Genomic DNA, 24,496 nt, shown 5'->3' on the forward strand with positions numbered 1-24,496 from the left:
GCGGGCCCCTGGGGCAGGCCCCGCCCTACCGGCTCACCTCCCGGCTCTTCGGCCTGCGCAGACCCGCCGCCCGAAGCCGGTGGACCAGCTCCTTGCTGCCGATCTCCGCGGCACCCGCACGCACCGCATCGCCGTACCGCTCCGCCGGTATGTCGTAGTGATCACGGTCGAACGCCTTACGGGGACAGCCGAGACGCTCCGCGAACGCGTGCAGTTCCTCGAACGAGGCGTCGCTGACCAGGTGGGACCACAGGCGGCCGTGGCCCGGCCAGGTCGGCGGGTCGATGTAGAGCGCCATGTCAGCCTCCCGGGGTGGCGCCCAGCGAGCCGACCGGCGCCACCGACACGGCCGTCTTGGGGCAGACCCAGTGCGGGTCGGGGCCCAGCTCGGGCTCCACGTCCAGTGCGTGGGGGTCGCCGCCGTGCAGGCACACCGGGCACAGGGGCCAGCGGCCGTACCGCTCCAGCAGCGCGTCCTGGACGTCCTGCGCTATCAGTCCGGCCACATACGCGGCGCCCTCGGGCCACTGCTCGACCCACCATCGGCGGTGCGTCACGGAGTCCTCGACGAGCGAGACGATCTCCGCGTCGGCGACTTCGCCCGCCACCAGGTCCGCGAGGACCAGGGCACGGGCCGCGTGCAGTGCCTGTTCGAGCTCCATGCGCCCATTGTCTCCCGCACCACCGACAACCGCTCCGGCGTCACCGGTCACGGGCGCCGCGGTGTCCACAGGGTATTGACGCGGACCGGGGGTGAAATTACTTTTCAGGCGTGAGCCCCGACCTGAAGGAAACTTTCAAGGACTCCGGCGCCGCGGTCCGGCCCGCCCCGAGCCCGCCCGCCCCCGCGGCCCTGGCCGCCAAGGTGCGGACGCTCGCGCCCTCCATGACCCGCTCCATGCAGCGGGTCGCGGAGGCCGTCGCGCACGACCCGGCCGGCTGCGCCGCGCTCACCGTCACCGGCCTGGCCGCGCGTACGGGCACCAGCGAAGCCACCGTCGTACGCACCTCGCGCCTGCTCGGCTACCCCGGCTACCGCGACCTGCGGCTCGCGCTCGCCGCCCTCGCCGCCCAGCAGGCCACCGGCCGCGCCCCCGCCGTCACCGCCGACATAGCGGTCGACGACGCGCTCCCGGACGTGGTCGCGAAGCTGGCCCAGGAGGAGCAGCAGTGCCTGGCCGACACCGCCGCCGGGCTGGACCTGACGCAGCTGGAGGCGGCGGTCGGCGCGCTGGCCGCCGCCCGGCGCATCGACGTGTACGGCATAGGCGCCTCCAACCTCGTCGGCCAGGACCTGGTCCAGAAGCTGCTGCGGATCGGTCTGATCGCGCACGCACACTCCGACCCGCATCTCGCCGTGACGAACGCGGTCCAGATGCGCGCCGGTGACGTGGCCGTCGCGATCACCCACTCCGGGCGCACGACCGACGTCATAGAGCCGCTGCGGGTGGCCTTCGACCACGGCGCGACGACCATCGCGATCACCGGCCGCCCGGACGGCGACATCGCCTCGTACGCCGACCACATCCTCACCACGTCCACCGCCCGCGAGAGCGAGCTGCGCCCGGCCGCCATGTCCTCCCGGACGAGCCAACTGCTGGTCGTGGACTGCCTGTTCGTCGGCGTGGCGCAGCGTACGTACGAGACCGCCGCGCCCGCCCTGTCCGCCTCCTACGAAGCCCTCGCCCACCGGCACTCGCCCCGCTCCCCCGCCCGCTGACCGCGAGTACGCCCCCACCGCCCCACCCCGTTCCCGTCTCCGTTCCCCCCGTACAGAGCCGTACGAGCCCGGAAAGAGCCGCCACCGCCATGACCTCCCCCGCCGAGTACGCCCGGTTGCGCGCGCAGCTGGACACGCTGACCACCGAAGCCTTCCGGCCCGACCTGGCCGAGATCGACCGGCTGCCCACCCTGGAGATCGCCCGCACGATGAACGGCGAGGACGCCACCGTCCCCGCCGCCGTCGCCGACCAGCTCCCCGCGATCGCCGCCGCCATCGACGCCACCGCCGAGCGGATGGCCCGTGGCGGACGGCTGATCTACGCGGGCGCCGGTACGGCCGGGCGCCTCGGCGTGCTGGACGCGAGCGAGTGCCCGCCCACCTTCAACACCGACCCGGCCGAGGTCGTGGGCCTGATCGCGGGCGGTCCGGCAGCCATGGTCACCGCCGTCGAGGGCGCCGAGGACCGCCCGGACCTGGCCGCCGCCGACCTGGACGCGCTGGGCCTGACCGGCAACGACACGGTCGTCGGCATCTCCGCCTCGGGCCGTACGCCGTACGCGGTCGGCGCCGTCGAGCACGCCCGCGCGGCCCGCGGCGCGCTGACCATCGGCCTGTCCTGCAACGCGGACTCCGCGCTGGCCGCGGCCGCCGACCACGGCATCGAGGTCGTCGTCGGGCCCGAACTCCTCACCGGCTCCACGCGCCTGAAGGCCGGTACGGCGCAGAAGCTGGTCCTCAACATGCTCTCGACGATCACCATGATCCGGCTGGGCAAGACGTACGGGAACCTGATGGTGGACGTCCGGGCCTCCAACGAGAAGCTGCGGGCCCGTTCGCGCCGCATCGTGGCGCTGGCCACCGGCGCCGGGGACGCGGAGATCGAGGCCGCGCTCGCCGCCACGGACGGGGAGGTCAAGAACGCCATCCTCGTCGTGCTCGCCGGGATCGACGGGCCGTCGGCGGCCCGGCTGCTGGCCGATTCCCGCGGCCATCTCCGGGCCGCCCTGCACACCGCCCTGCACACCCCGCCCCTTCAGGACGGCTGACGCACGCGCCTCCCCGCCCGCCCCGTCCCGGCACGCACAGCAAGGCAGCACCACCATGTCCGACGACAAGAACCGCGCCACCGCCGCCGCCCTCCTCCCCCTGGTCGGCGGCGCCGCCAACGTCACCTCCGTCGCCCACTGCATGACCCGGCTCCGCCTCGGCATCCGGGACCGTTCACTGGTCCAGGACGAGGCCCTGAAGGCGCTGCCCGCCGTGCTGGGCGTGGTGGAGGACGACACGTACCAGATCGTGCTCGGCCCGGGTACGGTCGCCCGGGTCACGCCGGAGTTCGAGGCGCTGGTGGAGGCGGGGGCCGACGAGGCGGGAACCGCCGAGGCCGAGGCCGGTGAGACGAGGACCGACGGGGCCGAGGCCGACGAAGCCGGGGCCGACGAAGCCGGAAGCGCCCCGGCCACCGATGCCTCCGCCCCGGCCACCGCCGACGAACTCGCCGCCCGGGGCGCCGCCCTGAAAGCGCGCCAGAAGGCCCGGAACGCCACCCCGGTCAAGCTCTTCCTCCGCCGGATCGCCAATATCTTCGTCCCGCTGATCCCCGCCCTCATCGGCTGCGGCATCATCGCGGGGCTGAACGGCCTGCTGACCAACTTCGGCGTGCTGCCCGCCCTCGTCCCGGCGCTGGCCGCCATCGCCTCCGGCTTCATGTCGCTGATCGCGGTCTTCGTCGGCCACAACACCGCGAAGGAGTTCGGCGGCACGCCCGTGCTGGGCGGCGCGGTGGCCGCGATCATCGTGTACGCGGGCGTCGCCAAGGTGACCGCGTTCGGCCAGCAGCTCTCGCCGGGCCAGGGCGGCGTCCTGGGGGCGCTGGGCGCGGCGCTGCTCGCCGTACAGATCGAGAAGTGGTGCCGTCGGCACGTCCCCGAGGCGCTGGACGTGCTGGTCACGCCCACCGTGACCGTGCTGCTCTCCGGCCTGGTCACGCTCTTCGGGCTGATGTTCGTGGCCGGTGAGGTCGCCACCGCCATCGGCACGTGCGCCACCTGGCTGCTCGCCCACGGCGGCGCCGCGGCCGGGTTCCTGCTCGGCGGCCTCTCCCTCCCGCTCGTCATGCTCGGCCTGCACCAGGCCCTGATCCCGATCCACACCACGCTGATCGAACAGCAGGGCTACACGGTGCTGCTGCCGATCCTGGCGATGGCCGGTGCCGGCCAGGTGGGCGCCGCGCTGGCGGTCTACTTCCGGCTGCCGGGCAACCGCTCGCTCCGTACGACGATCAGGTCCGCGCTGCCCGCCGGCCTCCTCGGCGTCGGCGAGCCCCTGATCTACGGTGTCTCGCTGCCGCTGGGCCGCCCGTTCGTCACCGCCTGTATGGGCGGCGCGTTCGGCGGCGGCGGCGTGGGCCTGTTCAACCAGCTCGGTACGGCGGCGGGTTCGACCGCCATCGGCCCGTCAGGCTGGGCCCTGTTCCCCCTGCTCAGGGGCAACGCATCCCTCGGCACGACGCTCGTCGTCTACGCCCTGGGCCTGCTCGTCGGCTACGCGGTCGGCTTCCTGGCCACGTACTTCTTCGGCTTCGACAAGCAGGCGCTGGCGGACCTGAACGCTCGGCCGCATCCGGACGCTCAGCCCCTGAGGAGGGCGAAGAAGGCCAACCTCAAGGCGGCCAGGGGCGGGTGACCGTACGGGCTCAGGACGCGCCCGCGCCCACCCGTTCGCCGCCGCGCTCCATCACGGGCGCGGGCCGCTCGTCCGGCCAGCACTCCACCCCCCGCAGGTCCGGCATCCGGGAGCCCGTGAAGACCGGGTCGCGCCCCGCCCGGCGCTGGGCCTGGTAGTCGTCCAGGAGGCGGAAGGCGATCGCCGAGAGGGGGAGGATGGCGAGCAGGTTGATCAGCGCCATGACGCCCATGAACACGTCGGCGAGGTTCCAGACGACGCCGACCGAGCCCAGCGCGCCCAGGAAGACCACGGCCGGCACGACGGCGCGGTAGACGGGCAGGACCCAGGCGCGCCGCGTCAGGAAGCCGATGTTGGACTCGCCGTAGTAGTAGTTCCCGATCATGGAGCTGAAGGCGAGCAGGAAGACGACGGCCGTCAGTACGTGCCCGGCCCAGCCGCCGAGGGTGTCGGTCAGCGCGGACTGCGTGAGGTCGGCGCCCTGCCGGCCCCCTAGGGCGCTTCTGACGGATCTCCGCGGCCTCGCGACGCCCGGCACGCACCCTCGCCGCACGGCGCAAAGGGACAGGTGGCTCCGCCACATGACCCTTACCGAACACCGCTCCGTCTTCCACGGAGATCCATCAGAAACGCCCTGGCCCTGGGGTGGTCGTCAGGATGATGAAGGCGGTCATCGAGCAGATCAGCAGGGTGTCGAAGAAGACGCCGAGGGACTGTACGAAGCCCTGCTTGACCGGGTGGGTGACCTCGGCCGCCGCGCCCGCGTTGGGCGCGGAGCCCAGGCCCGCCTCGTTGGAGAACATGCCGCGCCGGATGCCCTGCTGGATCGCCGCGCCGATCCCGCCGGCCGCCAGCTCCTTGACGCCGAAGGCGCCGCCGACGATGTCGCCGAGGACGCGCGGCAGGTCGTCCAGGTTGAGGAGGACGACGGCGGTGCCCATCAGCAGGTAGACGACGGCCATGACCGGTACGAGAACCGTCGTGACCGAGGAGATGCGGCGCACGCCGCCGCAGATCGCGATGCCCAGCAGAACGGCCAGCAGCAGGCCGACCGCCGGGGCGAACCACCCCGCCCCGCCGCCGGACACCGACCCCGAGGCGACGGCCGTGATCGTGTTGGACTGCACGGCGTTGAAGACGAAACCGAAGGTCACCGTGATGGCGACGGCGAACAGGACGCCGGGCCGGCGCTTGCCGAGCCCGCGCTGCATGTAGTACGCGGGGCCGCCCCGGTACGTACCCGACCCGTCCCGGTCACGCACCTTGTACAGCTGGGCCAGCGCCGATTCGACGAACGCCGAGGCGCCGCCGATGAGCGCCATCACCCACATCCAGAACACCGCGCCCGCACCGCCGAGGGTGACGGCGGTGGCGACGCCCGCGATGTTGCCCGTACCGACCCGCGCCGCCGCCGAGATGGTGAAGGCGCCGAAGGACGAGACCGGCTTGGAGCCGTCCGCCCGGGGCTGCGACCTGTCCTTGAGCACCCGCAGCATCTCGGGGAAGAGCCGCACCTGTACGGCCTTGGAGCGGACCGTGAAGTACAGGCCCGCGCAGATCTCACCATTCCCATACCGGAACCAGCGGGACTTACATGCCATATCTCACAGAAAGCGGCATAACATCACGCCGCCATGGCGTCTCAACGGCCCCGCTCACAGCGCACAGCCGTGCAGTCCGCCGTCGACCACCAGGTCCTGCCCGTTGATGTACGACGCCTCGCCGGACGCGAGGAAGGCGACCGCGTCGGCGATCTCCTCCGGGTGCGCGAACCGGCCCGCCGCCGTCTGCGCCCGCAGCTTCTCCGCCTCCGCCGGGTCGATGTCCGAGCCCGCGAACATCGGCGTGTCGACATAGCCGGGGCTGACCGAGTTGACGCGGATGCCGCGCCCGGCGAGCGCCGCCGCGAGCGTGCGGGCCAGGTTGTGCGCGGCGGCCTTGGTCGCGGAGTGCAGGGTGGCGTCCGCCTGCCCGCGCTGGAGCAGCGACGAGGCGTTGATGACGACCGCGCCGCCGTCCCGCAGCAGCGGCAGCGCGCGCTGGACGGTGAAGAAGACACCCTTGAAGTTCACGCCGACCGCGCGGTCGAAGTCGGCCTCGGTGATGTCCTCGAAGGGGGCCGCGGCGTACACGCCGGCGTTGGCGAAGATGATGTCGAGGTGCCCGAAGTGGTCGCGTACGGCCTGCACGACGGCGTCGAGATCGGCGACGGAGGCGGTGTCGCCCCGTACGGCCAGCACCCGGTCGGCGGCCACCCCCGCAACACCCGTACCGCCGCCGGCGACGCCCAAGCCGCCACCCGCGGCGGCCGGCTCGCCACCCGTCACCGCCGCTTCCGCCCGCTCCCTCAGATGCGCGGCGGCCGCGTCGAGGCGGCGCTCGTCACGTCCGCACACCACCACCCGCGCGCCGTCGTCGAGCAGCCGCCGCGCGGCCGCCAGGCCCACGCCGCTGCTGCCCCCGGTGATCAGCGCGACGGTGTCCGCGGCGAACCGGTCCGGTCGGGCGGTCCGCCCGTTTCGAGTCGTCATGGGCCGATCGTGCACCGATGGCCCGGGGGCGGCGCAAGGACCGCCGTACAGAACCGGCGGACCTCAGCCGTAAGAGAAGGAGCGCCACGGGGGCCGGACGGCCGCCCGGCCCCGCAAACGCCGCCGGGGCGGCACCCCCCTGGGAGGAGGGGTACCGCCCCGACGATCGAGGACAGATGATCCGGGAGGATCAGAAGTCCATGTCACCGCCCGGCATGCCGCCCGGAGCACCGGCCGCGGCGGCCTTCTCCGGCTTGTCGGCGATGACGGCCTCGGTGGTCAGGAACAGCGCGGCGATCGACGCGGCGTTCTGCAGCGCGGAACGGGTGACCTTGGCGGGGTCGATGATGCCCTCGGCGATCATGTCGACGTACTCGCCGGTCGCGGCGTTCAGACCGTGGCCGACGGCCAGGTTGCGCACCTTCTCCACCACGACGCCGCCCTCAAGGCCGCCGTTGACGGAGATCTGCTTCAGCGGGGCCTCCAGCGCCAGCTTCACAGCGGCGGCACCGGTGGCCTCGTCACCCTCCAGCTCCAGCTTCTCGAAGACCGAGGAAGCCTGCAGCAGGGCGACGCCACCGCCGGCGACGATGCCCTCCTCGACGGCCGCCTTCGCGTTGCGCACGGCGTCCTCGATGCGGTGCTTGCGCTCCTTGAGCTCGACCTCGGTGGCGGCACCGGCCTTGATGACGGCCACGCCGCCGGCCAGCTTCGCCAGACGCTCCTGGAGCTTCTCGCGGTCGTAGTCCGAGTCGCTGTTCTCGATCTCGGCGCGGATCTGGTTGACGCGGCCCTGGACCTGCTCGCTGTCACCGGCACCGTCGACGATGGTGGTCTCGTCCTTGGTGATGACGACCTTGCGGGCGCGGCCCAGCAGGTCGAGACCGGCGTTCTCCAGCTTGAGGCCGACCTCCTCGGAGATGACCGTGCCGCCGGTGAGGATGGCGATGTCGCCGAGCATGGCCTTGCGGCGGTCGCCGAAGCCCGGGGCCTTGACGGCGACGGACTTGAAGGTGCCGCGGATCTTGTTGACGACCAGGGTCGACAGGGCCTCGCCCTCGACGTCCTCGGCGATGATCAGCAGCGGCTTGCCCGACTGCATGACCTTCTCCAGCAGCGGAAGGAGGTCCTTCACGTTGGAGATCTTGGAGTTGACGATGAGGATGTACGGGTCGTCGAGCGACGCCTCCATCCGCTCCATGTCGGTGGCGAAGTACGCCGAGATGTAGCCCTTGTCGAAGCGCATACCCTCGGTGAGCTCCAGCTCCAGACCGAAGGTCTGGGACTCCTCGACGGTGATGACGCCTTCCTTGCCCACCTTGTCCATGGCCTCGGCGATCAGCTCGCCGATCTGGGTGTCGGCGGCGGAGATGGAGGCGGTCGAGGCGATCTGCTCCTTGGTCTCCACGTCCTTCGCCTGCTCCAGCAGGGCGGCGGAGACGGCCTCGACGGCGCGCTCGATGCCGCGCTTGAGCGCCATCGGGTTGGCGCCGGCGGCGACGTTGCGCAGGCCCTCGCGGACCAGGGCCTGGGCCAGGACGGTCGCGGTCGTCGTGCCGTCACCGGCGACGTCGTCCGTCTTCTTCGCGACCTCCTTGACCAGCTCGGCGCCGATCTTCTCGTACGGGTCCTCGAGCTCGATCTCCTTGGCGATGGACACACCATCGTTGGTGATCGTGGGGGCGCCCCACTTCTTCTCGAGGACGACGTTGCGGCCCTTGGGGCCGAGGGTGACCTTGACGGCGTCGGCGAGCTGGTTCATCCCGCGCTCGAGACCGCGCCGTGCCTCCTCGTCGAACGCGATGATCTTGGCCATGTGAAGTGGTCCTCCCGGACTGGGGGTCCCCCCGGACGGAGTCTGGGGGAGGGTGGATACTCCGGACCGCGCTGGCGCCCGCGACGGACGGTCTGCGACCCTGTGGTTCCTTGCCCCACCGGCCCGCGGACCTCACCGAGTCGGTCCTTAGCTGTCACTCTCACTCGTAGAGTGCTAACGCAATGATTAGCACTCGGCACATGAGAGTGCAAGCGCGTTGGCGGGAGCCATCCCCGCCGAGCCCAGGTGTCAAACGGGGTGCGACCGGCTGATCTGGCACTTCCCCGCGGACCCCACCCCAACACAGAAGGTCCGCGCCCCCACGGGAGGACGCGGACCTTCGTACGCAGCAGTCGGTCGGCGCTATCAGCCGGCCACGCGGACCATGTCCGCCTGCGGCCCTTTCTGGCCCTGCGAGATCTCGAACTCGACCCGCTGACCCTCCTCAAGGGTGCGGTAACCGTCCATCTGGATCGCGCTGTAGTGGACGAAAACATCCGCACCACCGTCGACCGCGATGAAGCCGTACCCCTTCTCCGCGTTGAACCACTTGACGGTGCCCTGAGCCATGCCTAACTCCCCTATTACTGGCCCTTGCACAGGACCGCACTCCGCGGACCCGGGTCAGACCTCACCCCCCGACAGGAGGGGGTGTGCGCCGGAACGCGTCGACCGCCGCTGAATGTATCTGTCCAACTGCCCAGCGCAACAGGTCAATCGGACGAGAATTCTGCTCGCGAACAATCGCAAAAATGCGGTTATAAGCCCTTACTCCCGGGCAAGTCGGGCCGGGCAAAGCTCACCAATGGGACGAATCATGTCCACACTTCGCCCACAACTTGCCGGGGTCTCATATGCGTTCGGCACGGGCTCGACGAGGGGTCACCTCAACTGTATCGCCTTTAACAACACGGAATCGCCCCGTCCGCTTCGCAGTGGACGGGGCGATTTCGGCCGCCGGCCCTCTGAAGGGCCGGAAATGATCCTTACGGCTTTCCCGCGCTCAGCAGCCGCCGGCCACCGCGGGAATGATCGAGACGCCCGCGCCGTCCGGCGTCGGGGTTTCCAGACCCTGCTCGAAGCGCACGTCGTCGTCGTTGACGTAGACGTTCACGAAGCGGCGCAGCTTGCCGGTGTCGTCCAGGACGCGCGCCGCGATGCCGGCGTGGTTCTTCTCCAGGTCCTGGATGACCTCGGAGAGGGTGGCCCCTTCGGCGGGCACCTCGGCCCGGCCGCCGGTGTAGGTGCGCAGGATGGTCGGGATGCGGACGTTGACGCTCATGGTGTTTCTGCCTTCCAGGTCGCGGGAGGGGTGTGCGGAGGGGCGGGCGGGCGCGGGCGTACCGGGGCCCGGGGGCGCGGGCGGATGCGTACCGACGCGTACGGAGGTGTGCGGACGCGCGTGGACGCGTACGGGCGCGTCCGGACGTGCGGCGGTCAGCCCGCCAGGCCGGCCGCGCGGAACGCGTCCAGGCTCGGCCGGATGGTGGCCGTCGGTCCGGTGGTCGGCGCGACCGCGTCCAGCGTCTTGAGCCCGTCGCCGGTGTTCAGCACGACGGTGGTCAGCGCCGGGTCGAGCAGACCGTTCTCGATCAGCTTCTTGGTCACGCCCACGGTCACACCGCCGGCGGTCTCCGCGAAGATGCCCTCCGTACGGGCCAGCAGCTTGATCGCGTCCACCACCTGCCCGTCGTTCACGTCCTCGACCGCACCGCCGGTGCGCCGGGCGATGTCGAGCACATACGGGCCGTCGGCCGGGTTGCCGATCGCCAGCGACTTGGCGATGGTGTCGGGCTTCTGCGGCCGTACGACGTCGTGACCGGCCTTGAAGGCGGTCGAGACCGGCGAGCAGCCCTCGGCCTGGGCGCCGAAGATCTTGTACGGCCGGCCCTCGACCAGCCCGAGCGCGATCAGCTCCTTGAGCCCCTTGTCGATCTTCGTGAGCTGCGAGCCCGACGCGATCGGGATGACGATCTGGTCCGGCAGCTTCCAGCCGAGCTGTTCGCAGATCTCGTACGCGAGGGTCTTGGAGCCCTCGCCGTAGTACGGGCGCAGGTTGACGTTGACGAAGCCCCAGCCCTCGCCGAGCGGGTCGCCGATCAGTTCCGAGCAGAAGCGGTTGACGTCGTCGTAGGTGCCCTCGATGCCGACCAGCTCGCCGCCGTAGACCGCGGCCATGACGACCTTGCCCGCCTCCAGGTCGTGCGGGATGAAGACGCAGGAGCGGAAGCCGGCGCGGGCCGCCGCGGCGCCCACCGCGCCGGCCAGGTTGCCGGTGGAGGAGCAGGACAGGGTGGTGAAGCCGAAGGCGCGGGCGGCCTCGACGGCGATGGCGACGACGCGGTCCTTGAAGGAGTGCGTCGGGTTGCCGGAGTCGTCCTTGACGTACAGGCCGCCGGTGACGCCCAGCTCGCGGGCCAGGTTGTCGGCCTTGACCAGCTTGGTCAGGCCCGGGTTCAGATTGGGCTTGTCCGCCACGTCGGCCGGGACGGGCAGCAGCGGCGCGTACCGCCAGATGCTGTTCGGGCCCGCCTCGATCCGCTTGCGCAGGCCCTCGGGGTCGCCGGCCGGCAGGTCGTACGCCACCTCCAGCGGGCCGAAACAGGCCGCGCAGGCGAAGATCGGGCCGAGGTCGAAGCGCTCGCCGCACTCGCGGCAGGACAGCGCGGCGGCGGGGCCCAGGGAAACGGTGGGGCGGGTGGTGCTTTCAGCAGACTGCACAGCCATGGAGGCGAGGCCCTTTCTCCTCATCTTCCTCGCGGCGCATCTCGCCACGAGACGGAATTGGCACCTTCCCTAGCCGGAGCCCCGCGGTCCGCGGCGTGCGCGGAGACGAGACGGCTGGAGGGTTGCCGGGGCTTCAACGGGCCGTATCCCTCTGCCCCTCTGGATGAGCGGTATGGCGCTGGGCCGGGGCCCAGGCGTTTGTCGCGCCGACCCCGGCATGTCCGGGACGATCGCGTTGTTCAAGACTGTAGCCGAAGGGCCGGGCGGTCGAGACAGCCGTCCGCACCGCGAGATGGATCACATCGTGGTCCGGGGAACGAAGGAGACGCGCAGGTGCTGCAAGAGGTGGAGCGCTGGCTGGCCAGCCGGTCCTGGTCGGCCGACGACCGCCCGCTCGACCGGCTGCTGGCTGCCAAGCGCGAGACGGGGCAGACGGTCTCCGTCGTGCTGCCGGCGCTCGACGAGGAGGCGACGGTCGGCGCGATCGTCGAGGCGATCCGTACGGAACTGATGACACCGTCGGTGCCGCTCGTGGACGAGCTGATCGTGCTGGACTCCGGGTCGACGGACGGCACGGCCAAGATCGCGGCGGAGGCGGGCGCGCGGGTGGTCCACCGGGACGAGGTGCTGCCGCGGCTGCCCGCACTGCCCGGCAAGGGCGAGGTGCTGTGGCGTTCCCTGCTGGTCACCCGCGGTGACATCGTCTGCTTCATCGACGCGGACCTGCGCGAGTTCTCCGCCACGTTCGTCTCCGGCATCGTCGGTCCGCTGCTGACCGACCCGGGTGTGCAGTTCGTCAAGGGCATGTACGACCGTCCGCTGGGCGAGGCGGCCGGCCAGGGCGGCCGGGTCACCGAGCTGGTCGCCCGTCCGCTGCTGAACCTGCACTGGCCGCAGCTGGCCGGGTTCGTGCAGCCGCTGGGCGGGGAGTACGCGGCCCGCCGGTCCCTGCTGGAGCGGCTGCCGTTCCCGGTGGGCTACGGCGTGGAGCTGGGCCTGCTGGTCGACGCGCTGCACACGGCCGGGCTGGACGCGCTGGCCCAGGTGGACGTCGGGGTGCGCAAGCACCGCCACCAGGGCGGCCAGGCGCTCGGCCGGATGGCCGCGGCGATCTACCGCACCGCGCAGCTGCGGCTGGCGCGCGGCCACCTGGTGCGCCCGCGGCTGACCCAGTTCGAGCGCGGCGAGGCCGGTTTCGTACCGCGCACCTGGGACGTGGACACCGAGGAGCGGCCGCCGATGGCGGAGATCCCGGAGTACGCGGAGCGGCGCGCGGCCTGAGGCGGGCCCAGGGCTCCTCGTACCCGTCGGAAACCGTGACGTTTCCCCTGCACTCCGCACGTTTGAGCGGATCGGCGGCGGGCTAGTCTCGCAGCATGGTCTCCGAGCGTTCTGGTGCCCAGGTTCTCGTCGCGTCCAACCGCGGCCCGGTGTCGTACACGAAGGGGGACGACGGCGCGCTCACCGCCAAACGGGGCGGCGGCGGGCTGGTCTCCGGACTCTCCGCCATCGGGTCCGACGCCGGTGCGGTGTGGGTGTGCGCCGCCCTCGGGGACGGCGACCGCGAGGCGGCCCGGCGCAGCGGCGGCCACCTGGACACCGCCGATACGGGCGGCCAGCACGTACGCATGCTGGACATCCCCGCCGATGTCTTCACCGACGCCTACAACGGCATCGCGAACTCGGTGCTCTGGTTCGTCCACCACATGCTCTACCAGACGCCGCTGGAGCCCTCCTTCGACGACGCGTTCCGCGCGCGGTGGGCGTCGTACGAGGCGTACAACGCGGCCTTCGCGGACGCGCTCGCCGACGAGGCCGCGCCCGGCGCCGTGGTGCTGATACAGGACTACCACCTCACGCTGGTGCCGGGCCTGCTCCGCGCCCGCCGCCCCGACCTGCGCATCGGGCACTTCTCGCACACGCCGTGGGCGCCCGCCGACTACTTCCGCATGCTGCCGGACGACGTGGCCGAGGCGGTGCTGCGCGGGATGCTGGGCGGCGACCGGGCGGCGTTCCTGACCCGGCGCTGGGCCGAGGCGTTCGCGGACTGCTGCGCGGCGGTGCTGGGCGCCGAGGTGGCGCGCGGCGCGGACGGCGGGGTCAGCATCACGCACGAGGGCCGTACGACCCGGCTCGGCGTGCACGGCCTCGGCGCGGACGCGGAGTTCCTGCGGGAGCGGGCGCACCGGCCGGACGTGGACGAGCGGCTGGCGGCGCTGCGCGAGCAGATCGGCGGCGCGGACCGTAAGACGATCGTCCGGGTGGACCGTACGGAGCTGTCGAAGAACATCGTGCGCGGGCTGCGCGCGTACCGGGCGCTGCTGGCCGGGCACCCGGAGTGGCGCGAGCGGGTCGTGCACGTCGCGTTCGCCTACCCCTCCCGGCAGGACCTGGAGGTCTACCGCGCGTACACCGACGAGGTCGGGCGGCTGGCCGAGGAGATCAACGCCGAGTACGGCACCCCGGGCTGGCAGCCGGTCGTGCTGCACGTGAAGGACGACTTCGCCCGGTCGCTGGCCGCCTACCGGCTCGCCGACGTGGCGCTGGTCAACCCGATCAGGGACGGTATGAACCTGGTCGCCAAGGAGGTCCCGGTGATCTCGGAGCGGGGCTGCGCGCTGGTGCTGTCCCGGGAGGCCGGGGCGTACGAGGAGCTGGGCGACGACGCGTTGTGCGTCAATCCGTACGACATCACGGGCACCGCCCGCGCCCTGCACGAGGCGCTGTCCCTGGAGGACGGCGAGCGGGCCGAGCGCACGAAGCGGCTGGCCGCGGCGGCCACCGCGCTGCCGCCGGACCGGTGGTTCCTCCAGCAGCTGCGGGCGCTGGAGCGGTAGCGGCCGCCGGGGCCCCTCAGGCGGGCGGCGCTCCCAGCCGGTCCGCGAGGGCGTGCAGCAGGGCGACGACGCCGGGCGGGCCGTCGACGACGAGGTCGGCACGGCCCGCCAGCTCGGCGACCTCCGCGCTGCCGCTGCACACCAGCACCCCGGCCAGGCCGTCCGACCGCAGCTTGTCCACCGCGGAGTAGGCGGCGAGGTCGCCGAGGTCGTCGCCGCCGTAGAGGACGGTGGTGGCGCCGGTCTCGCGTACGTGGTCGGCGAGCGCGACGCCCTTGTCCATGCCGGGCGGGCGCAGTTCGAGGACGTAGCGGCCCGGTTCGACGATCAGGCCGTGCCGCTCGGCGAGCGCGTACAGGGGGGCGCGCAGCAGCTCGAACGCGGCCTGCGGGTCCGCTGCGCGGCGGGTGTGGACGGCGATGGCGCGGCCCTTGTCCTCCACCCACGAGGCGTGCCAGGCGCCCAGCCCGTCCAGTACGCCGGGGAGTTCGGCCTGTACGGCGGCGACGCCGGGCGGCGGCGGAGGGGCCTGGACCGTGCCGGTGGCCGCGTCCCAGCGCTCGGCGCCGTAACCGCCGAGGACCACGAGCCGCTCCAGGCCCGGCGCGTCCGCGAAGCCGCCGAGGCGCACCGCGACGCCGGCCGGGCGGCCGGTGATGACCACCAGCGAGCCCAGCAGTGGCGCCAGGCGGGTCAGCGCCGCCACGGCTCCGGGGTGGGCGCGGGCCTTCTCGGGGTCGGGCACGATGCCGGCGAGCGTGCCGTCGAAGTCGAGTGCGAGCACGGCGCGGCCGGGGCTGTCCAGCAGCGCGGCAAGACCGTCCCGGCCCGCTTCGGTGGCCGGCGTCGGCATGGTGTTCGGGGGGCTGCCCATGGGGACGAGATTACCGGGCGGGCGCGGGCGCGTGCCGGGCGTACGGACGCAGTGGCGCTGCGCGCCGCCGCAGCCGGGCCGCGCGGCCGTCTCCCGACGGGCTCAGCGGCGGCTGCGCCGGGCCTCGCGGACGCGGCGCAGCCGGTTGACCGTGACCGGGTCGTGGGCGAGCGCCCGCGGGTCGTCCAGCAGGGCGTTCAGCAGCTGGTAGTAGCGGGTCGGCGAGATGCCGAGCCGCTCGCGGATGACCCGCTCCTTGGCGCCGGGACGCGGCCAGGAGCGGCGCTCGACAGCGAGCACCGCCTCGTCCTGGGGGGACAGTGCTCCGGTGCCGGCGCCTCCGGTGCCGCCCTCGGTGCCGTCGCTCGTCATCACCCGTCCACGATAAGGCCGCGGTATGACAATCCCCGCCGCACGCCCGCCCACCAGGGCCGGGCGTGCGGCGGGGCCTGCTCACTGGCCGGCGTTGTCCGCCTCGTTCGCCGTGTTCTGAATGTCGCTGAGCACACCGGCGGGGTTGCCGTTGGCGCCCACCGCGGTGCCCATCTTGGCCTTGACGGTCTTGCTGACCAGCGGCCAGGAGGTCTTGTTCGCGGGGTAGAACTCGGCCCCGGCCAGCTGGCCCAGGAAGCTGTGCAGCTTGGCGTACTTGCTGTTGGCGAGCATCGCCTGGGACCCGGAGGTGGTGACGGGCAGCAGGCCGTACTCACCCGAGAAGTCCATCACGTTCTTCTCGTTGTAGACGAAGTCGAGGAACTTGCCGACCTGGTCGCGGTGGCCGTTCTGCTTGAACGCCGTCATCCAGTCGGCGACGCCCATGGTCGCCTTGGCCTTGCCGGAGGGGCCCGGCAGCTCGACGGTGCCGTAGTCGATGCCCTTGGCCTCGGCCTGCTTCATCAGGGTGGGGTGGCCGTTGAGCATGCCGACGTCACCGGCCGCGAAGGCGTTGAAGGCGTCCTGGCGGTTGAGCTTGGCCGGGTCGGTGCCGGTCAGGCCCGGGCCGACCAGCTCCTTCTTCAGCCATTCGAAGGTCTTGACGTTCTGCGGCGAGTCGATCGTGTACTTGCCGATGCTGTCGGTGTAGCTGCCGCCGCCGCTGAGCATCCACATCAGCGTCTCGGCCTGCGTCTCCTCGGGGCCGAGCGGCAGCGCGTAGGGCATCTTGACGCCCTTGGCCTTGAGCTTGGCCGCGTCCGCCGCGATGTCCGCCCAGGTCTGCGGCGGGTTGGTGATGCCGGCCTCGGCGAAGAGCTTCTTGTTGTAGAACAGGCGGCGGGTGCTGGCGCCGAAGGGCATGCCGTACTGGATGCGCTGGTACTCCCCCGCCTCCGCGAGGGCGGGCACGAAGTCGGCGTGCACGGGTATGGAGAGCAGCTGGTCGGCGCTGTAGAGCTTGCCCTCGGCGGCGTAGTCCGCGTACGCGCCGATCTGCGCCATGTCCGGTGCCTTACCGGACTTGACCATGTCCTCGACCTTCTTGTCGACGTCCTTCCAGCTGTAGACCGAGACCTCGACCTTGATGTTCGGATTCTGCTTCTCGAAGTCCTTGACGAGCTTGTCCCAGTAGTGCTGGGAGGAGTTCGCCTCGGTGTCGCCGTAGTCCGCCGCGACGAGCTTGAGCGTGACGTCGCCGCCGTCCGCGCTGCTGCCGCAGGCGGACAGGGAGAGCGTCATGGCTGTGGTGAGTCCCGCTGCCGCCAGGCTCAAGTACCGCCGCTGCACTGCCATTACCGCCTTTTGTCCTGAATGTTCCGTGCTTGCCGGGGATGCCCCGTGGCTTCAGGGGTTCGCCCTCAACCGGCATGAACGACGAGTCTCCCCCGTTTACCCACACAAGGTCTACACCACCCCTCATATCGCTTGCGCATCGCCTGTCACATACGCAGGTCATACCGGTCCGATCAGCGCGGATGCCGGCGGAACCGTCACACCCCCGCGAGTGGACTAGACCTTTCACGGCGGATCGCGCCAGACTGTTCCCGTGAGACACGTCATCGCCCTTGATGTGGGCGGCACCGGAATGAAGGCCGCCCTGGCAGGCGCGGACGGCACGCTGCTCTACGAGGCGCGGCGCCCCACCGGCCGCGAGCGCGGCCCCGAGGCAGTCGTCGCCACGATCCTGGACTTCGCCGAGGAACTGCGCGAGATCGGACGCGCACGGTTCGGCGCTCCGGCGGTCGCGGCCGGCGTCGCCGTACCGGGCATCGTCGACGACGCGCACGGCATCGCCGTCTACGCCGCCAACCTCGGCTGGCGCGACGTGCCACTGCGCGCCCTGCTCTCCGAGCGGCTGGGCGGCGTCCCGGTCGCGCTCGGCCACGACGTCCGCACCGGCGGCCTGGCCGAGGGCCGGATCGGCGCGGGACGGGACGCCGACCGCTTCCTGTTCGTACCGCTGGGCACCGGCATCGCGGGCGCGATCGGCATCGAGGGGCGGATCGAGGCGGGCGCGCACGGCAGCGCGGGCGAGATCGGCCACATCGTCGTCCGGCCCGGCGGCCCCGAATGCGGCTGCGGGCAGCACGGCTGCCTGGAAACACTGGCCTCCGCCGCCGCCGTCGGCCGTGCCTGGGCCGCCGCCTGCGCCGACCCGGAGGCCACCGCGGCCGACGCCGCCAAGGCCGTCGAGTCCGGCGACGGACGCGCGCTGGCGGTGTGGCAGGACGCGGTGGACGCGCTCGCCGACGGCCTGGTCACCTCGCTGACCCTGCTCGACCCGGACACCCTGATCATCGGCGGCGGGCTCGCCGAGGCGGGCGACACGCTGTTCGAGCCGCTGCGGGAAGCGGTCCGCGCACGGGTGACCTTCCAGCGGCTCCCCCTGATCGTTCCGGCGGCGCTCGGGGACGCCGCCGGCTGCCTGGGCGCAGGTCTGCTCGCCTGGGATCTTCTCTCCACGGAGGTAACTTCCTGATGCCGCTGCAACAGTCCGGGGACAGCGCCCCGAGCCCCCGGCGCACCGTCCTGACCGGCGCCCGGGTCGCCCTGCCCGCCGGCGTGGCCGACGGGGGCCGGGTGGCCTTCGAAGGCACCCGGATCACCGAGGCCACCGGCGCCGGAGCGGCCGCCCCGGCCGCCGGGGACCAGGTCGTCGACCTGACCGGGCACCTCGTCGTCCCCGGCTTCGTCGACATCCACGTACACGGCGGGGGCGGCGGATCCTTCTCGTCCGCCGATACGGAGGAGTGCCTGACCGCCATCCGCACCCACCGGCAGCGGGGCACCACCTCCATGCTCGCCTCGACCGTCACCGGCGACCTGGACGACCTGGCCCGGCAGGCCGGCGTGCTGTCCGAGCTGACCGAGCAGGGCGAGCTGGCCGGCATCCACTTCGAGGGCCCGTTCATCTCCCCGCACCGCTGCGGCGCCCACCAGCCCGGCCTGCTGCGCGACCCCGACCCGGCGGACGTGCGCAAGCTCGTCGACGCCGCGCGCGGCACCGCGAAGATGATGACCCTGGCGCCGGAGCTGCCCGGCGGCCTGGAGTCCGTACGGCTGCTGGCCGACGCGGGCGTGATCGCCGCCATCGGCCACACCGACTCCTCGTACGACGCGACCCGCGAGGCCATCGACGCGGGCGCCACCGTCGCCACCCACCTGTTCAACGCGATGCCGCCGCTCGGGCACCGCGCGCCCGGCCCGATCGCCGCCCTCCTGGAGGACGAGCGGATCACCGTCGAGCTGATCAACGACGGTACGCATCTGCACCCCGCCGTCCTGGAGATGGCCTTCCGCGACGCGGGCGCCGACCGGGTCGCCTTCATCACCGACGCGATGGGCGCGGCCGGCATGAACGACGGCATGTACCCGCTCGGCCCGATGACGGTCGAGGTCAAGGACGGCGTCGCCCGTATCAGCGGCGGCCCGACCGCCGGCTCCATCGCGGGCTCCACCCTCACCCTCGACCGCGCCTTCAAGCGCGCCGTCACCATCGACGGGCTGACCGTCGGCCAGGCCGTACGCGCCCTGTCGGCCAACCCCGCCCGGCTCCTCGGCATCGACGACCGCACCGGCTCGATCGAGCCCGGCAAGGACGCCGACCTGGTCGTCCTGGACGCGTCGTACGACCTGGTGGGCGTGGTGCGGCGGGGCGAGTGGGTGGTACGGCCGCAGGGGGTGTGACGGGGGCGTACGGACGGCAGGGGTAGGCGGGCTTCGGAGCGTACGGACGGCAGGGGCGGGCGGGCTCCGGAGCGTACGGACGACAGAAACGTGCGGGCCGCGGGACGTGGGTACCGCGCGGGTACGGCTGCCGCGGGACGTACGTACGGCGGTACGGAGCCGAACGGGCCGGGCGCCGGAGGCCGAACGGCCCCGTACCGGTCGTGGCCGTGCGGCGGTTGGCCCAAGGGGTGGGCCAACCGCGGCCCGCAATGGCATGATCGCTGCGCACTCGCGCACCCGCGCGGCTGTCCGTCCCGCACGGGCCCACCGGTCACCGGCCCGGTGTGCCGCGATCGTCCACGTATGTTCCGGGGAGGGGGAACCATGATCCTCACGGTCACGCTGAACGCCGCCGTCGACGTCACCTACCGCGTGCCCCGGCTCCAGCCGCACACCACCCACCGCGTCACCGAGGTCGTCGAGCGCCCCGGCGGCAAGGGCCTGAACGTCGCCCGGGTGCTGACCGCGCTCGGCCACCGGGCGGTCGCCACCGGCTTCGCGGGCGGCGGCACCGGCGACGCGCTGCGCGCGCTGCTCGCCCAGGAGACCTCGGTGACCGACGCGCTGGTCCCGGTGGGCGGCGCGACCCGGCGCACCGTCGCCGTCGTGGACGAGTCCACCGGCGACACCACGCAGCTCAACGAGCCGGGCCCGATCGTGACGCCCGCCGAGTGGGACACGTTCATGGCCACCTACCGGGAACTGCTCGCCGACGCGCGGGCCGTGGCCCTGTGCGGCAGCCTGCCGCCGGGCGTCCCGGTCGACGTCTACGCGCGGCTGACCCGCGCCGCCCGTACGGCGGACGTACCGGTCCTCCTGGACACCAGCGGCGAACCACTGCGCCGCGGCCTGGCCGCCCGCCCCGACCTCGCCAAGCCCAACGCGGACGAACTGGCCGCCCTCACCGGCTCCACCGAACCCCTGCGCGCCGCCCGCGACGCCCGCCGCCGCGGCGCCCACACGGTGGCCGCCTCCCTGGGCGCCGACGGCATGCTCGTGGTCACCGCGGACGGCGCCTGGCAGGCCGCCCCACCCCGCCGCATCGCCGGCAACCCGACCGGCGCCGGCGACTCCGCGGTGGCCGGCCTCCTCTCCGGCCTGATCGAGGGCCTTTCCTGGCCGGCACGGCTGACCCGGGCGGTGGCTCTGTCGGCGGCTACGGTGCGGGCGCCGGCGGCGGGGGAGTTCGACCGGGGGACGTATGAGGATCTGTTGGGGGAGATCAGGGTTGTGGAGCATCCGGTGGGGGTGTGAGGGACGGGGCGGCACCGCCCGGCCCGCCTGAAATACGTGTGCGCCGACCACCCCTGAGGGGTCGTCGGCGCACTCCGCGGCCGGTCCGTCAGCCCTTCACATGCCCCGCCTTGAGCTGGACGCGGTCGAGGTTGACCTCGCACTGGTCGCCCTGCTCACAGGAGATCTTGAGCGTGTTGGTGCCCTTGTTGAGCTTGATCCAGCGCCAGGTGTGCGTCCAGCCCTTGTCCCAGGCACCTTCGGAGGCATGGGCGAAGTTCGACATGTTGATCTTGTCGGGCGACCCGCCGTTCACCGACAGCGATGTCTTCGCGTCCTTGCCCGGCACGCCGTAGTCGACGAGCAGCGTGTAGTCACCGCCGTCGGGAACGTCGACCGACCAGGTGGCGGCGGCACCGACCTTGTTCAGCGACACATACGCGCCGTTCGCCGCCTTCGCGCCCGGCACCGACTTGTCCGTGGTCGCCTCCGGGCTGAGCGACAGCGAGGCCGCCGCCTCCTTGGGGAGCGGGGCCTTCGTCGGCTTGTCGGACGGCTTGTCGCTGGGCTTCACGGACTCACCCGCCGTCGGCGTCGGGTCGCCGCCGCCCGCCTCGTTCTTCTTGTCGCCTTGATTGGTGAGCATCGCCACGCCGATACCGATGCACACCACCGCGACGACCGCGATCGCGCCGATCAGCAGCCCCTTGTGGCTGCGCCGGGGCGGACCGTCCTGGCCGTGTCCCGGGGGCGGGCCCTGGCGGGTGCCGTTGCCGCCCGGGAGCGTCTCGGGAGCCGCGTAGTGGGCGTTCTGCTGGCCGTAGGGCTGCTGGCCCTGCTGCCCGTACGGCTGCTGGGCGGGGACCTGCTGCTGGCCGTACTGGCGCTGCCCGTACTGCCGCTCGCCCACCGCGCGCACCTGGTTGTACGAGGCCCGCGGTACGCCCGGCCGACGCGCCGCCGAGCCACCCGCCGCGCCCTGTGCGCCGCCCTCGCCGCCCTCGGAGCGGTAGAGGTGGGCGAACGGGTCGTCGTCCTCGGGCGTGCCCGCGCCGTTGTTGCCGGCCGTCATTCCGTGTCACTCCCCAGCGGTCTGTACGAGATGGCTGTACTGATCTTCAGGCCCCGGCGGCGCCCCGCCGCATCGGCGCAGCCTACCCCGTTCGGGGGACGCCACGCCGAGCCGGAACGGGTACAGGACCGCTACGGATGACGCACGGCCGGCGCGCCGCACCGCATCGACAGGGCGCGCCGCACGGCGGGCGCGTCCGCACGCCCGCCGGCGCGCGCTCCGCTCACCCCGCGCGCCGGCTCGCCTTCGAGCGGGACCGCTTCTCGACGTACATCCGCTGGTCGGCGGACTGCAGGACCTCCTCGGCCGACATCCCGCAGGCGGCCCAGCCGATGCCGAAGCTGGCGCCGACGCGTACCGCCCGGCCGTCCACCCGGATCGGCGGGATGATCCCGTTGCGCAGCCGGACCGCGAGGTCCTGCGCGTCGGCCTTGCCCAGGCCGTCCGCGAGGACCACGAACTCGTCGCCGCCGAGCCGGGCGACCGTGTCGCCGTCCCGTACGCCGTTGGTCAGCCGCCGGGCCACCTCGATGAGCACCGCGTCACCCGTGTGGTGCCCGAACCGGTCGTTGATCGACTTGAAGCCGTCCAGGTCGCAGAAGAGGACCGCGAGCCCCTTGGCCCCGTCGTCCTCCGGCCCGTCCGAGGGTGCGATGACGTGCACATGATGGTCGTATGGGCCGGCCGGCACCGCGTCCGGCCCGTCGACGGTGTCGTACCCGTCGAAGACCTCGGAGGTGTCGGAGCCGAAACCGTGCGCCTCCTGGAAGGCGGCGACCGAGGCGGCGGACGCGGCCGAGGCGTACGCGTCCGCGTCCGAACCGGGCGGGCGCGAACACAGCCGGGCACCGAGCCGGGCCCGCAGCTCGGCGCTGTTCGGCAGCCCGGTCAGCGCGTCGTGGCTGGCGCGGTGCGCGAGCTGGAGCTCGTGGCGCTTGCGCTCCTCGATGTCCTCGACGTGGGTGAGCAGGAAGCGCGGCCCGTCGGCGGTGTCCGCGACGACGGAGTTGCGCAGCGAGACCCATACGTACGTGCCGTCGCGGCGCGCCAGGCGCAGCTCGGCGCGCCCGCCCTCGGCGGAGGTGCGCAGCAGCGTGCCGATGTCCTCGGGGTGGACGAGGTCGGAGAACGAGTAGCGGCGCATGGCGGAGGCGGGGCGGCCCAGCAGCCGGCACAGCGCGTCGTTCGTACGGTGCAGACGGCCGTGCTGGTCGCCGCCCATCTCGGCGATGGCCATGCCACTGGGCGCGTACTCGAAAGCCTGCCGGAAGCTTTCCTCACTGGCGCGCAGGGCCTGCTGCTCGCGCTCCAGGCGCACCAGCGCGCGCTGCATGTTGGCGCGCAGCCGCGCGTTGCTGATCGCGATGGCCGACTGGAAGGCGTACATCTGGAGCGCTTCCCGCCCCCACGCCCCAGGTCGGCGGCCGTTGCGCGGCTTGTCGACGGAGAGCACGCCGAGGAGTTCGCCGCCACCGTTCGCTGCCGTGTACATGGGCGCGAAGAGGCGGTCCATCGGATGCCACTCGTCGGGGAAGCGCGGCTCGGGCCCGGCGGCGTGCCACTGCGGCACATCGTCGTCGTCCAGCACCCAGCCCTCGGTGTGCGGGATGAAGCACAGGCCGCCCCAGCGCTCGGCCATGTTCAGCCGGCGGTCCCACGAGGCGCGGGAACCGACCCGGCCGGCCATGAGGGCCTCGGCACCGGCGCTGCCGGCGACCGCGGCCACCACGAGGTCACCGTCGGGCCGTACGAGGTTGACCGCGGCGAGCTCGTAACCGAGCCCCGTGATCACACCGTCGGCGACGGTCTGCAGGGTGTCTGCAAGGCTGCGTGCGGTGTTCAGATCGGCGACCACTTGGTGCAGCTGCCGCAGGGTCGCAAGACGGACGTATGGCTCCGACTCGGTCTCCATCGCTCGCTCTCCCCGAGACCTCGACAGCAACTCCAGGATTGGGTGTCGTCCGATTGCCACGGCCACTGAATCACAGTGAGCTGTTCACTCGGTACACAGGGTCAACAATTACTGGCTGCTGTGACTCAAGTCACAGAGCGTGGCGACCGCTTGATGATCTTCGAATGGGCGCCACTGGAGGGACTTCTACAATTCCTGAACGCAAATCCGGACGCAAGGGAGTGCTCCGCCGCCGGACCTAGGGCGCGTCTGGTCCCCGGGCCCGATGCGGGCGCCGCACACCCTTCGTTAGCGTTCATGGCGTGTTCACGAAAACCTCCGCCACCACGCCCGGCGACCGCTCCGCCGCGCCCGCTCCGCCACGCTCCGCGCCCGGTGGAGCGGCGATCCCCCATCCTGGTGGGGTGAGTGACGACGAGTTCCGCGCCGCCCTGTCCCGGCTCGCCGCCGGGGTCGTACTGATCACCGCACACGATCCGGAGGACGGCCCGCGCGGCGAGGACGTGGGCATGACCGCCACGGCCTTCCTGTCCGTCTCGCTCGAACCCCCCTTGGTGATGGTGAGCGTTCGCAACGACTCCCGCATGGACGACCTTCTGGAACGCCAGCCCCTATGGGCGGTTTCGGTGCTGTCGGAAGGCCAGCGGCACATTGCGGGCCGGTTCGCCATGAAGAACCGCATCAGCGACAGACTGCTCTTCCAGGACATTCCCACAGAACAGGGCGAAGCGACCGGCGCCCCGCTGATCGGCGGCGCCCTGGCCCGCCTGGAATGCCGTACGGAACAGCGGGTGCCCGCGGGTGATCACACACTGGTCATCGGACGAGTGCTGACGGCGCATACCGCGGGGGAGGATCGGGGGCCGTTGATGTACTTCCGGGGGAAGTATCGGCATTTGGGGTGAGGGGGAGGAGGTAGGGG

At 72.3% G+C, this 24,496-nt stretch carries 23 protein-coding genes and 1 riboswitch; of the genes, 9 read left to right on the forward strand and 14 right to left on the reverse strand.

Annotated elements, in window-relative coordinates:
- Window positions 1-25 precede the first annotated feature (25 nt).
- A complete protein-coding gene (locus ADK86_RS06995) occupies window positions 26-298 on the reverse strand; it encodes a DUF4031 domain-containing protein (RefSeq protein ID WP_030603007.1) in 273 nt (90 codons plus the stop codon).
- A 1-nt stretch (window position 299) separates the two neighbouring features.
- Complete coding sequence (locus ADK86_RS07000) at window positions 300-662, reverse strand: hypothetical protein (RefSeq protein ID WP_030375730.1); 363 nt, start codon at window positions 660-662, stop codon at window positions 300-302.
- A 110-nt stretch (window positions 663-772) separates the two neighbouring features.
- Here ADK86_RS07000 and ADK86_RS07005 point away from each other — a divergent pair, with 110 nt between their 5' ends.
- The 3 genes from ADK86_RS07005 (at window position 773) to ADK86_RS07015 (ending at window position 4,408) form a co-directional block, all read left to right on the forward strand.
- Complete coding sequence (locus ADK86_RS07005) at window positions 773-1,720, forward strand: MurR/RpiR family transcriptional regulator (RefSeq protein WP_053695795.1); 948 nt, start codon at window positions 773-775, stop codon at window positions 1,718-1,720.
- Window positions 1,721-1,809: 89 nt separating this feature from the next.
- Entirely contained in the window at window positions 1,810-2,769 is a 960-nt protein-coding gene (gene murQ, locus ADK86_RS07010; RefSeq protein ID WP_053695796.1) for an N-acetylmuramic acid 6-phosphate etherase, read from the forward strand.
- A gap of 55 nt (window positions 2,770-2,824) precedes the next feature.
- Entirely contained in the window at window positions 2,825-4,408 is a 1,584-nt protein-coding gene (locus ADK86_RS07015) for a PTS transporter subunit EIIC (RefSeq protein WP_053695797.1), read from the forward strand.
- Between the two features lie 10 nt (window positions 4,409-4,418).
- Here ADK86_RS07015 and ADK86_RS07020 read toward each other — a convergent pair whose 3' ends face one another.
- The 7 genes from ADK86_RS07020 to thrC form a co-directional block, all read right to left on the reverse strand.
- A complete protein-coding gene (locus ADK86_RS07020; RefSeq protein ID WP_053695798.1) occupies window positions 4,419-4,946 on the reverse strand; it encodes an alanine:cation symporter family protein in 528 nt (175 codons plus the stop codon).
- Window positions 4,947-5,031: 85 nt separating this feature from the next.
- The gene (locus ADK86_RS07025) at window positions 5,032-6,009 is read right to left on the reverse strand and encodes an alanine/glycine:cation symporter family protein (protein WP_234345741.1); all 978 of its coding nucleotides are present in this window, start codon (window positions 6,007-6,009) and stop codon (window positions 5,032-5,034) included.
- Window positions 6,010-6,063: 54 nt separating this feature from the next.
- Window positions 6,064-6,939 (reverse strand): SDR family NAD(P)-dependent oxidoreductase, encoded by an 876-nt coding sequence (locus tag ADK86_RS07030; RefSeq protein ID WP_053695799.1) that lies wholly within the window; start codon window positions 6,937-6,939, stop codon window positions 6,064-6,066.
- 190 nt (window positions 6,940-7,129) lie between these two features.
- Complete coding sequence (groL, locus tag ADK86_RS07035; protein ID WP_003986834.1) at window positions 7,130-8,755, reverse strand: chaperonin GroEL; 1,626 nt, start codon at window positions 8,753-8,755, stop codon at window positions 7,130-7,132.
- 366 nt (window positions 8,756-9,121) lie between these two features.
- Window positions 9,122-9,325 (reverse strand): cold-shock protein, encoded by a 204-nt coding sequence (locus tag ADK86_RS07040; protein ID WP_003986833.1) that lies wholly within the window; start codon window positions 9,323-9,325, stop codon window positions 9,122-9,124.
- 433 nt (window positions 9,326-9,758) lie between these two features.
- Window positions 9,759-10,037, reverse strand: a complete 279-nt coding sequence (locus ADK86_RS07045; RefSeq protein WP_003986832.1) for a MoaD/ThiS family protein — start codon at window positions 10,035-10,037, stop codon at window positions 9,759-9,761.
- Window positions 10,038-10,192: 155 nt separating this feature from the next.
- Window positions 10,193-11,482, reverse strand: coding sequence for a threonine synthase (thrC, locus tag ADK86_RS07050; RefSeq protein ID WP_053695800.1), 1,290 nt, complete (start codon window positions 11,480-11,482; stop codon window positions 10,193-10,195).
- A 17-nt stretch (window positions 11,483-11,499) separates the two neighbouring features.
- A riboswitch (SAM riboswitch) is annotated at window positions 11,500-11,652 on the reverse strand.
- A gap of 163 nt (window positions 11,653-11,815) precedes the next feature.
- On the opposite strand from thrC, the gene ADK86_RS07055 reads away from it, so the two are divergent.
- On the forward strand, window positions 11,816-12,763 hold the full coding sequence (locus ADK86_RS07055; protein ID WP_030375723.1) for a glucosyl-3-phosphoglycerate synthase: 948 nt from the start codon (window positions 11,816-11,818) through the stop codon (window positions 12,761-12,763).
- Between the two features lie 95 nt (window positions 12,764-12,858).
- Window positions 12,859-14,319: an alpha,alpha-trehalose-phosphate synthase (UDP-forming) gene (locus tag ADK86_RS07060; RefSeq protein ID WP_053695801.1), complete on the forward strand. Its 1,461-nt coding sequence runs from the start codon at window positions 12,859-12,861 to the stop codon at window positions 14,317-14,319.
- A 16-nt stretch (window positions 14,320-14,335) separates the two neighbouring features.
- On the opposite strand, the gene otsB is transcribed toward ADK86_RS07060, so the two are convergent.
- The 3 genes from otsB to ADK86_RS07075 form a co-directional block, all read right to left on the reverse strand.
- A complete protein-coding gene (gene otsB / locus ADK86_RS07065; RefSeq protein WP_053695802.1) occupies window positions 14,336-15,193 on the reverse strand; it encodes a trehalose-phosphatase in 858 nt (285 codons plus the stop codon).
- Window positions 15,194-15,295: 102 nt separating this feature from the next.
- The gene (locus ADK86_RS07070; protein ID WP_030375720.1) at window positions 15,296-15,565 is read right to left on the reverse strand and encodes a DUF3263 domain-containing protein; all 270 of its coding nucleotides are present in this window, start codon (window positions 15,563-15,565) and stop codon (window positions 15,296-15,298) included.
- Window positions 15,566-15,646: 81 nt separating this feature from the next.
- Window positions 15,647-16,915 (reverse strand): extracellular solute-binding protein, encoded by a 1,269-nt coding sequence (locus tag ADK86_RS07075; protein WP_078951888.1) that lies wholly within the window; start codon window positions 16,913-16,915, stop codon window positions 15,647-15,649.
- Between the two features lie 259 nt (window positions 16,916-17,174).
- On the opposite strand from ADK86_RS07075, the gene ADK86_RS07080 reads away from it, so the two are divergent.
- The 3 genes from ADK86_RS07080 (at window position 17,175) to ADK86_RS07090 (ending at window position 20,611) form a co-directional block, all read left to right on the forward strand.
- Window positions 17,175-18,107 carry an ROK family protein gene (locus ADK86_RS07080; RefSeq protein WP_078951886.1) on the forward strand — a complete coding sequence of 311 codons (933 nt, stop codon included), beginning with the start codon at window positions 17,175-17,177 and terminating at the stop codon, window positions 18,105-18,107.
- On the forward strand, window positions 18,107-19,315 hold the full coding sequence (nagA, locus tag ADK86_RS07085) for an N-acetylglucosamine-6-phosphate deacetylase (RefSeq protein WP_053695805.1): 1,209 nt from the start codon (window positions 18,107-18,109) through the stop codon (window positions 19,313-19,315). The genes ADK86_RS07080 and nagA overlap by 1 nt, the downstream gene beginning before the upstream one ends.
- A gap of 366 nt (window positions 19,316-19,681) precedes the next feature.
- On the forward strand, window positions 19,682-20,611 hold the full coding sequence (locus ADK86_RS07090; protein ID WP_053695806.1) for a 1-phosphofructokinase family hexose kinase: 930 nt from the start codon (window positions 19,682-19,684) through the stop codon (window positions 20,609-20,611).
- Between the two features lie 88 nt (window positions 20,612-20,699).
- Here ADK86_RS07090 and ADK86_RS07095 read toward each other — a convergent pair whose 3' ends face one another.
- Window positions 20,700-21,662 carry a carbohydrate-binding protein gene (locus ADK86_RS07095; RefSeq protein WP_053695807.1) on the reverse strand — a complete coding sequence of 321 codons (963 nt, stop codon included), beginning with the start codon at window positions 21,660-21,662 and terminating at the stop codon, window positions 20,700-20,702.
- A gap of 223 nt (window positions 21,663-21,885) precedes the next feature.
- On the reverse strand, window positions 21,886-23,574 hold the full coding sequence (gene cdgB, locus ADK86_RS07100) for a diguanylate cyclase CdgB (protein WP_053695808.1): 1,689 nt from the start codon (window positions 23,572-23,574) through the stop codon (window positions 21,886-21,888).
- A gap of 404 nt (window positions 23,575-23,978) precedes the next feature.
- Here cdgB and ADK86_RS07105 point away from each other — a divergent pair, with 404 nt between their 5' ends.
- Complete coding sequence (locus tag ADK86_RS07105) at window positions 23,979-24,479, forward strand: flavin reductase family protein (RefSeq protein ID WP_053695809.1); 501 nt, start codon at window positions 23,979-23,981, stop codon at window positions 24,477-24,479.
- Window positions 24,480-24,496: the final 17 nt, after the last annotated feature.

Source organism: Streptomyces sp. NRRL F-5755, from assembly GCF_001279365.1.
GTDB classification, from domain to species: domain Bacteria; phylum Actinomycetota; class Actinomycetes; order Streptomycetales; family Streptomycetaceae; genus Streptomyces; species Streptomyces rimosus.

What these genes read in the sequence shown, in the direction of transcription:
- ADK86_RS07095 (WP_053695807.1), bottom strand. Translation starts at nt 21,662, where the DNA reads ATGACGGCCGGCAACAACGGCGCGGGCACGCCCGAGGACGACGACCCG.
- cdgB (WP_053695808.1), bottom strand. Translation starts at nt 23,574, where the DNA reads ATGGAGACCGAGTCGGAGCCATACGTCCGTCTTGCGACCCTGCGGCAG.
- ADK86_RS07090 (WP_053695806.1), top strand. Translation starts at nt 19,682, where the DNA reads ATGATCCTCACGGTCACGCTGAACGCCGCCGTCGACGTCACCTACCGC.
- murQ (WP_053695796.1), top strand. Translation starts at nt 1,810, where the DNA reads ATGACCTCCCCCGCCGAGTACGCCCGGTTGCGCGCGCAGCTGGACACG.
- ADK86_RS07030 (WP_053695799.1), bottom strand. Translation starts at nt 6,939, where the DNA reads ATGACGACTCGAAACGGGCGGACCGCCCGACCGGACCGGTTCGCCGCG.
- otsB (WP_053695802.1), bottom strand. Translation starts at nt 15,193, where the DNA reads ATGGGCAGCCCCCCGAACACCATGCCGACGCCGGCCACCGAAGCGGGC.
- ADK86_RS06995 (WP_030603007.1), bottom strand. Translation starts at nt 298, where the DNA reads ATGGCGCTCTACATCGACCCGCCGACCTGGCCGGGCCACGGCCGCCTG.
- ADK86_RS07070 (WP_030375720.1), bottom strand. Translation starts at nt 15,565, where the DNA reads ATGACGAGCGACGGCACCGAGGGCGGCACCGGAGGCGCCGGCACCGGA.
- thrC (WP_053695800.1), bottom strand. Translation starts at nt 11,482, where the DNA reads ATGGCTGTGCAGTCTGCTGAAAGCACCACCCGCCCCACCGTTTCCCTG.
- ADK86_RS07015 (WP_053695797.1), top strand. Translation starts at nt 2,825, where the DNA reads ATGTCCGACGACAAGAACCGCGCCACCGCCGCCGCCCTCCTCCCCCTG.
- ADK86_RS07040 (WP_003986833.1), bottom strand. Translation starts at nt 9,325, where the DNA reads ATGGCTCAGGGCACCGTCAAGTGGTTCAACGCGGAGAAGGGGTACGGC.
- ADK86_RS07025 (WP_234345741.1), bottom strand. Translation starts at nt 6,009, where the DNA reads ATGGCATGTAAGTCCCGCTGGTTCCGGTATGGGAATGGTGAGATCTGC.
- nagA (WP_053695805.1), top strand. Translation starts at nt 18,107, where the DNA reads ATGCCGCTGCAACAGTCCGGGGACAGCGCCCCGAGCCCCCGGCGCACC.
- ADK86_RS07045 (WP_003986832.1), bottom strand. Translation starts at nt 10,037, where the DNA reads ATGAGCGTCAACGTCCGCATCCCGACCATCCTGCGCACCTACACCGGC.
- ADK86_RS07060 (WP_053695801.1), top strand. Translation starts at nt 12,859, where the DNA reads ATGGTCTCCGAGCGTTCTGGTGCCCAGGTTCTCGTCGCGTCCAACCGC.
- ADK86_RS07000 (WP_030375730.1), bottom strand. Translation starts at nt 662, where the DNA reads ATGGAGCTCGAACAGGCACTGCACGCGGCCCGTGCCCTGGTCCTCGCG.
- groL (WP_003986834.1), bottom strand. Translation starts at nt 8,755, where the DNA reads ATGGCCAAGATCATCGCGTTCGACGAGGAGGCACGGCGCGGTCTCGAG.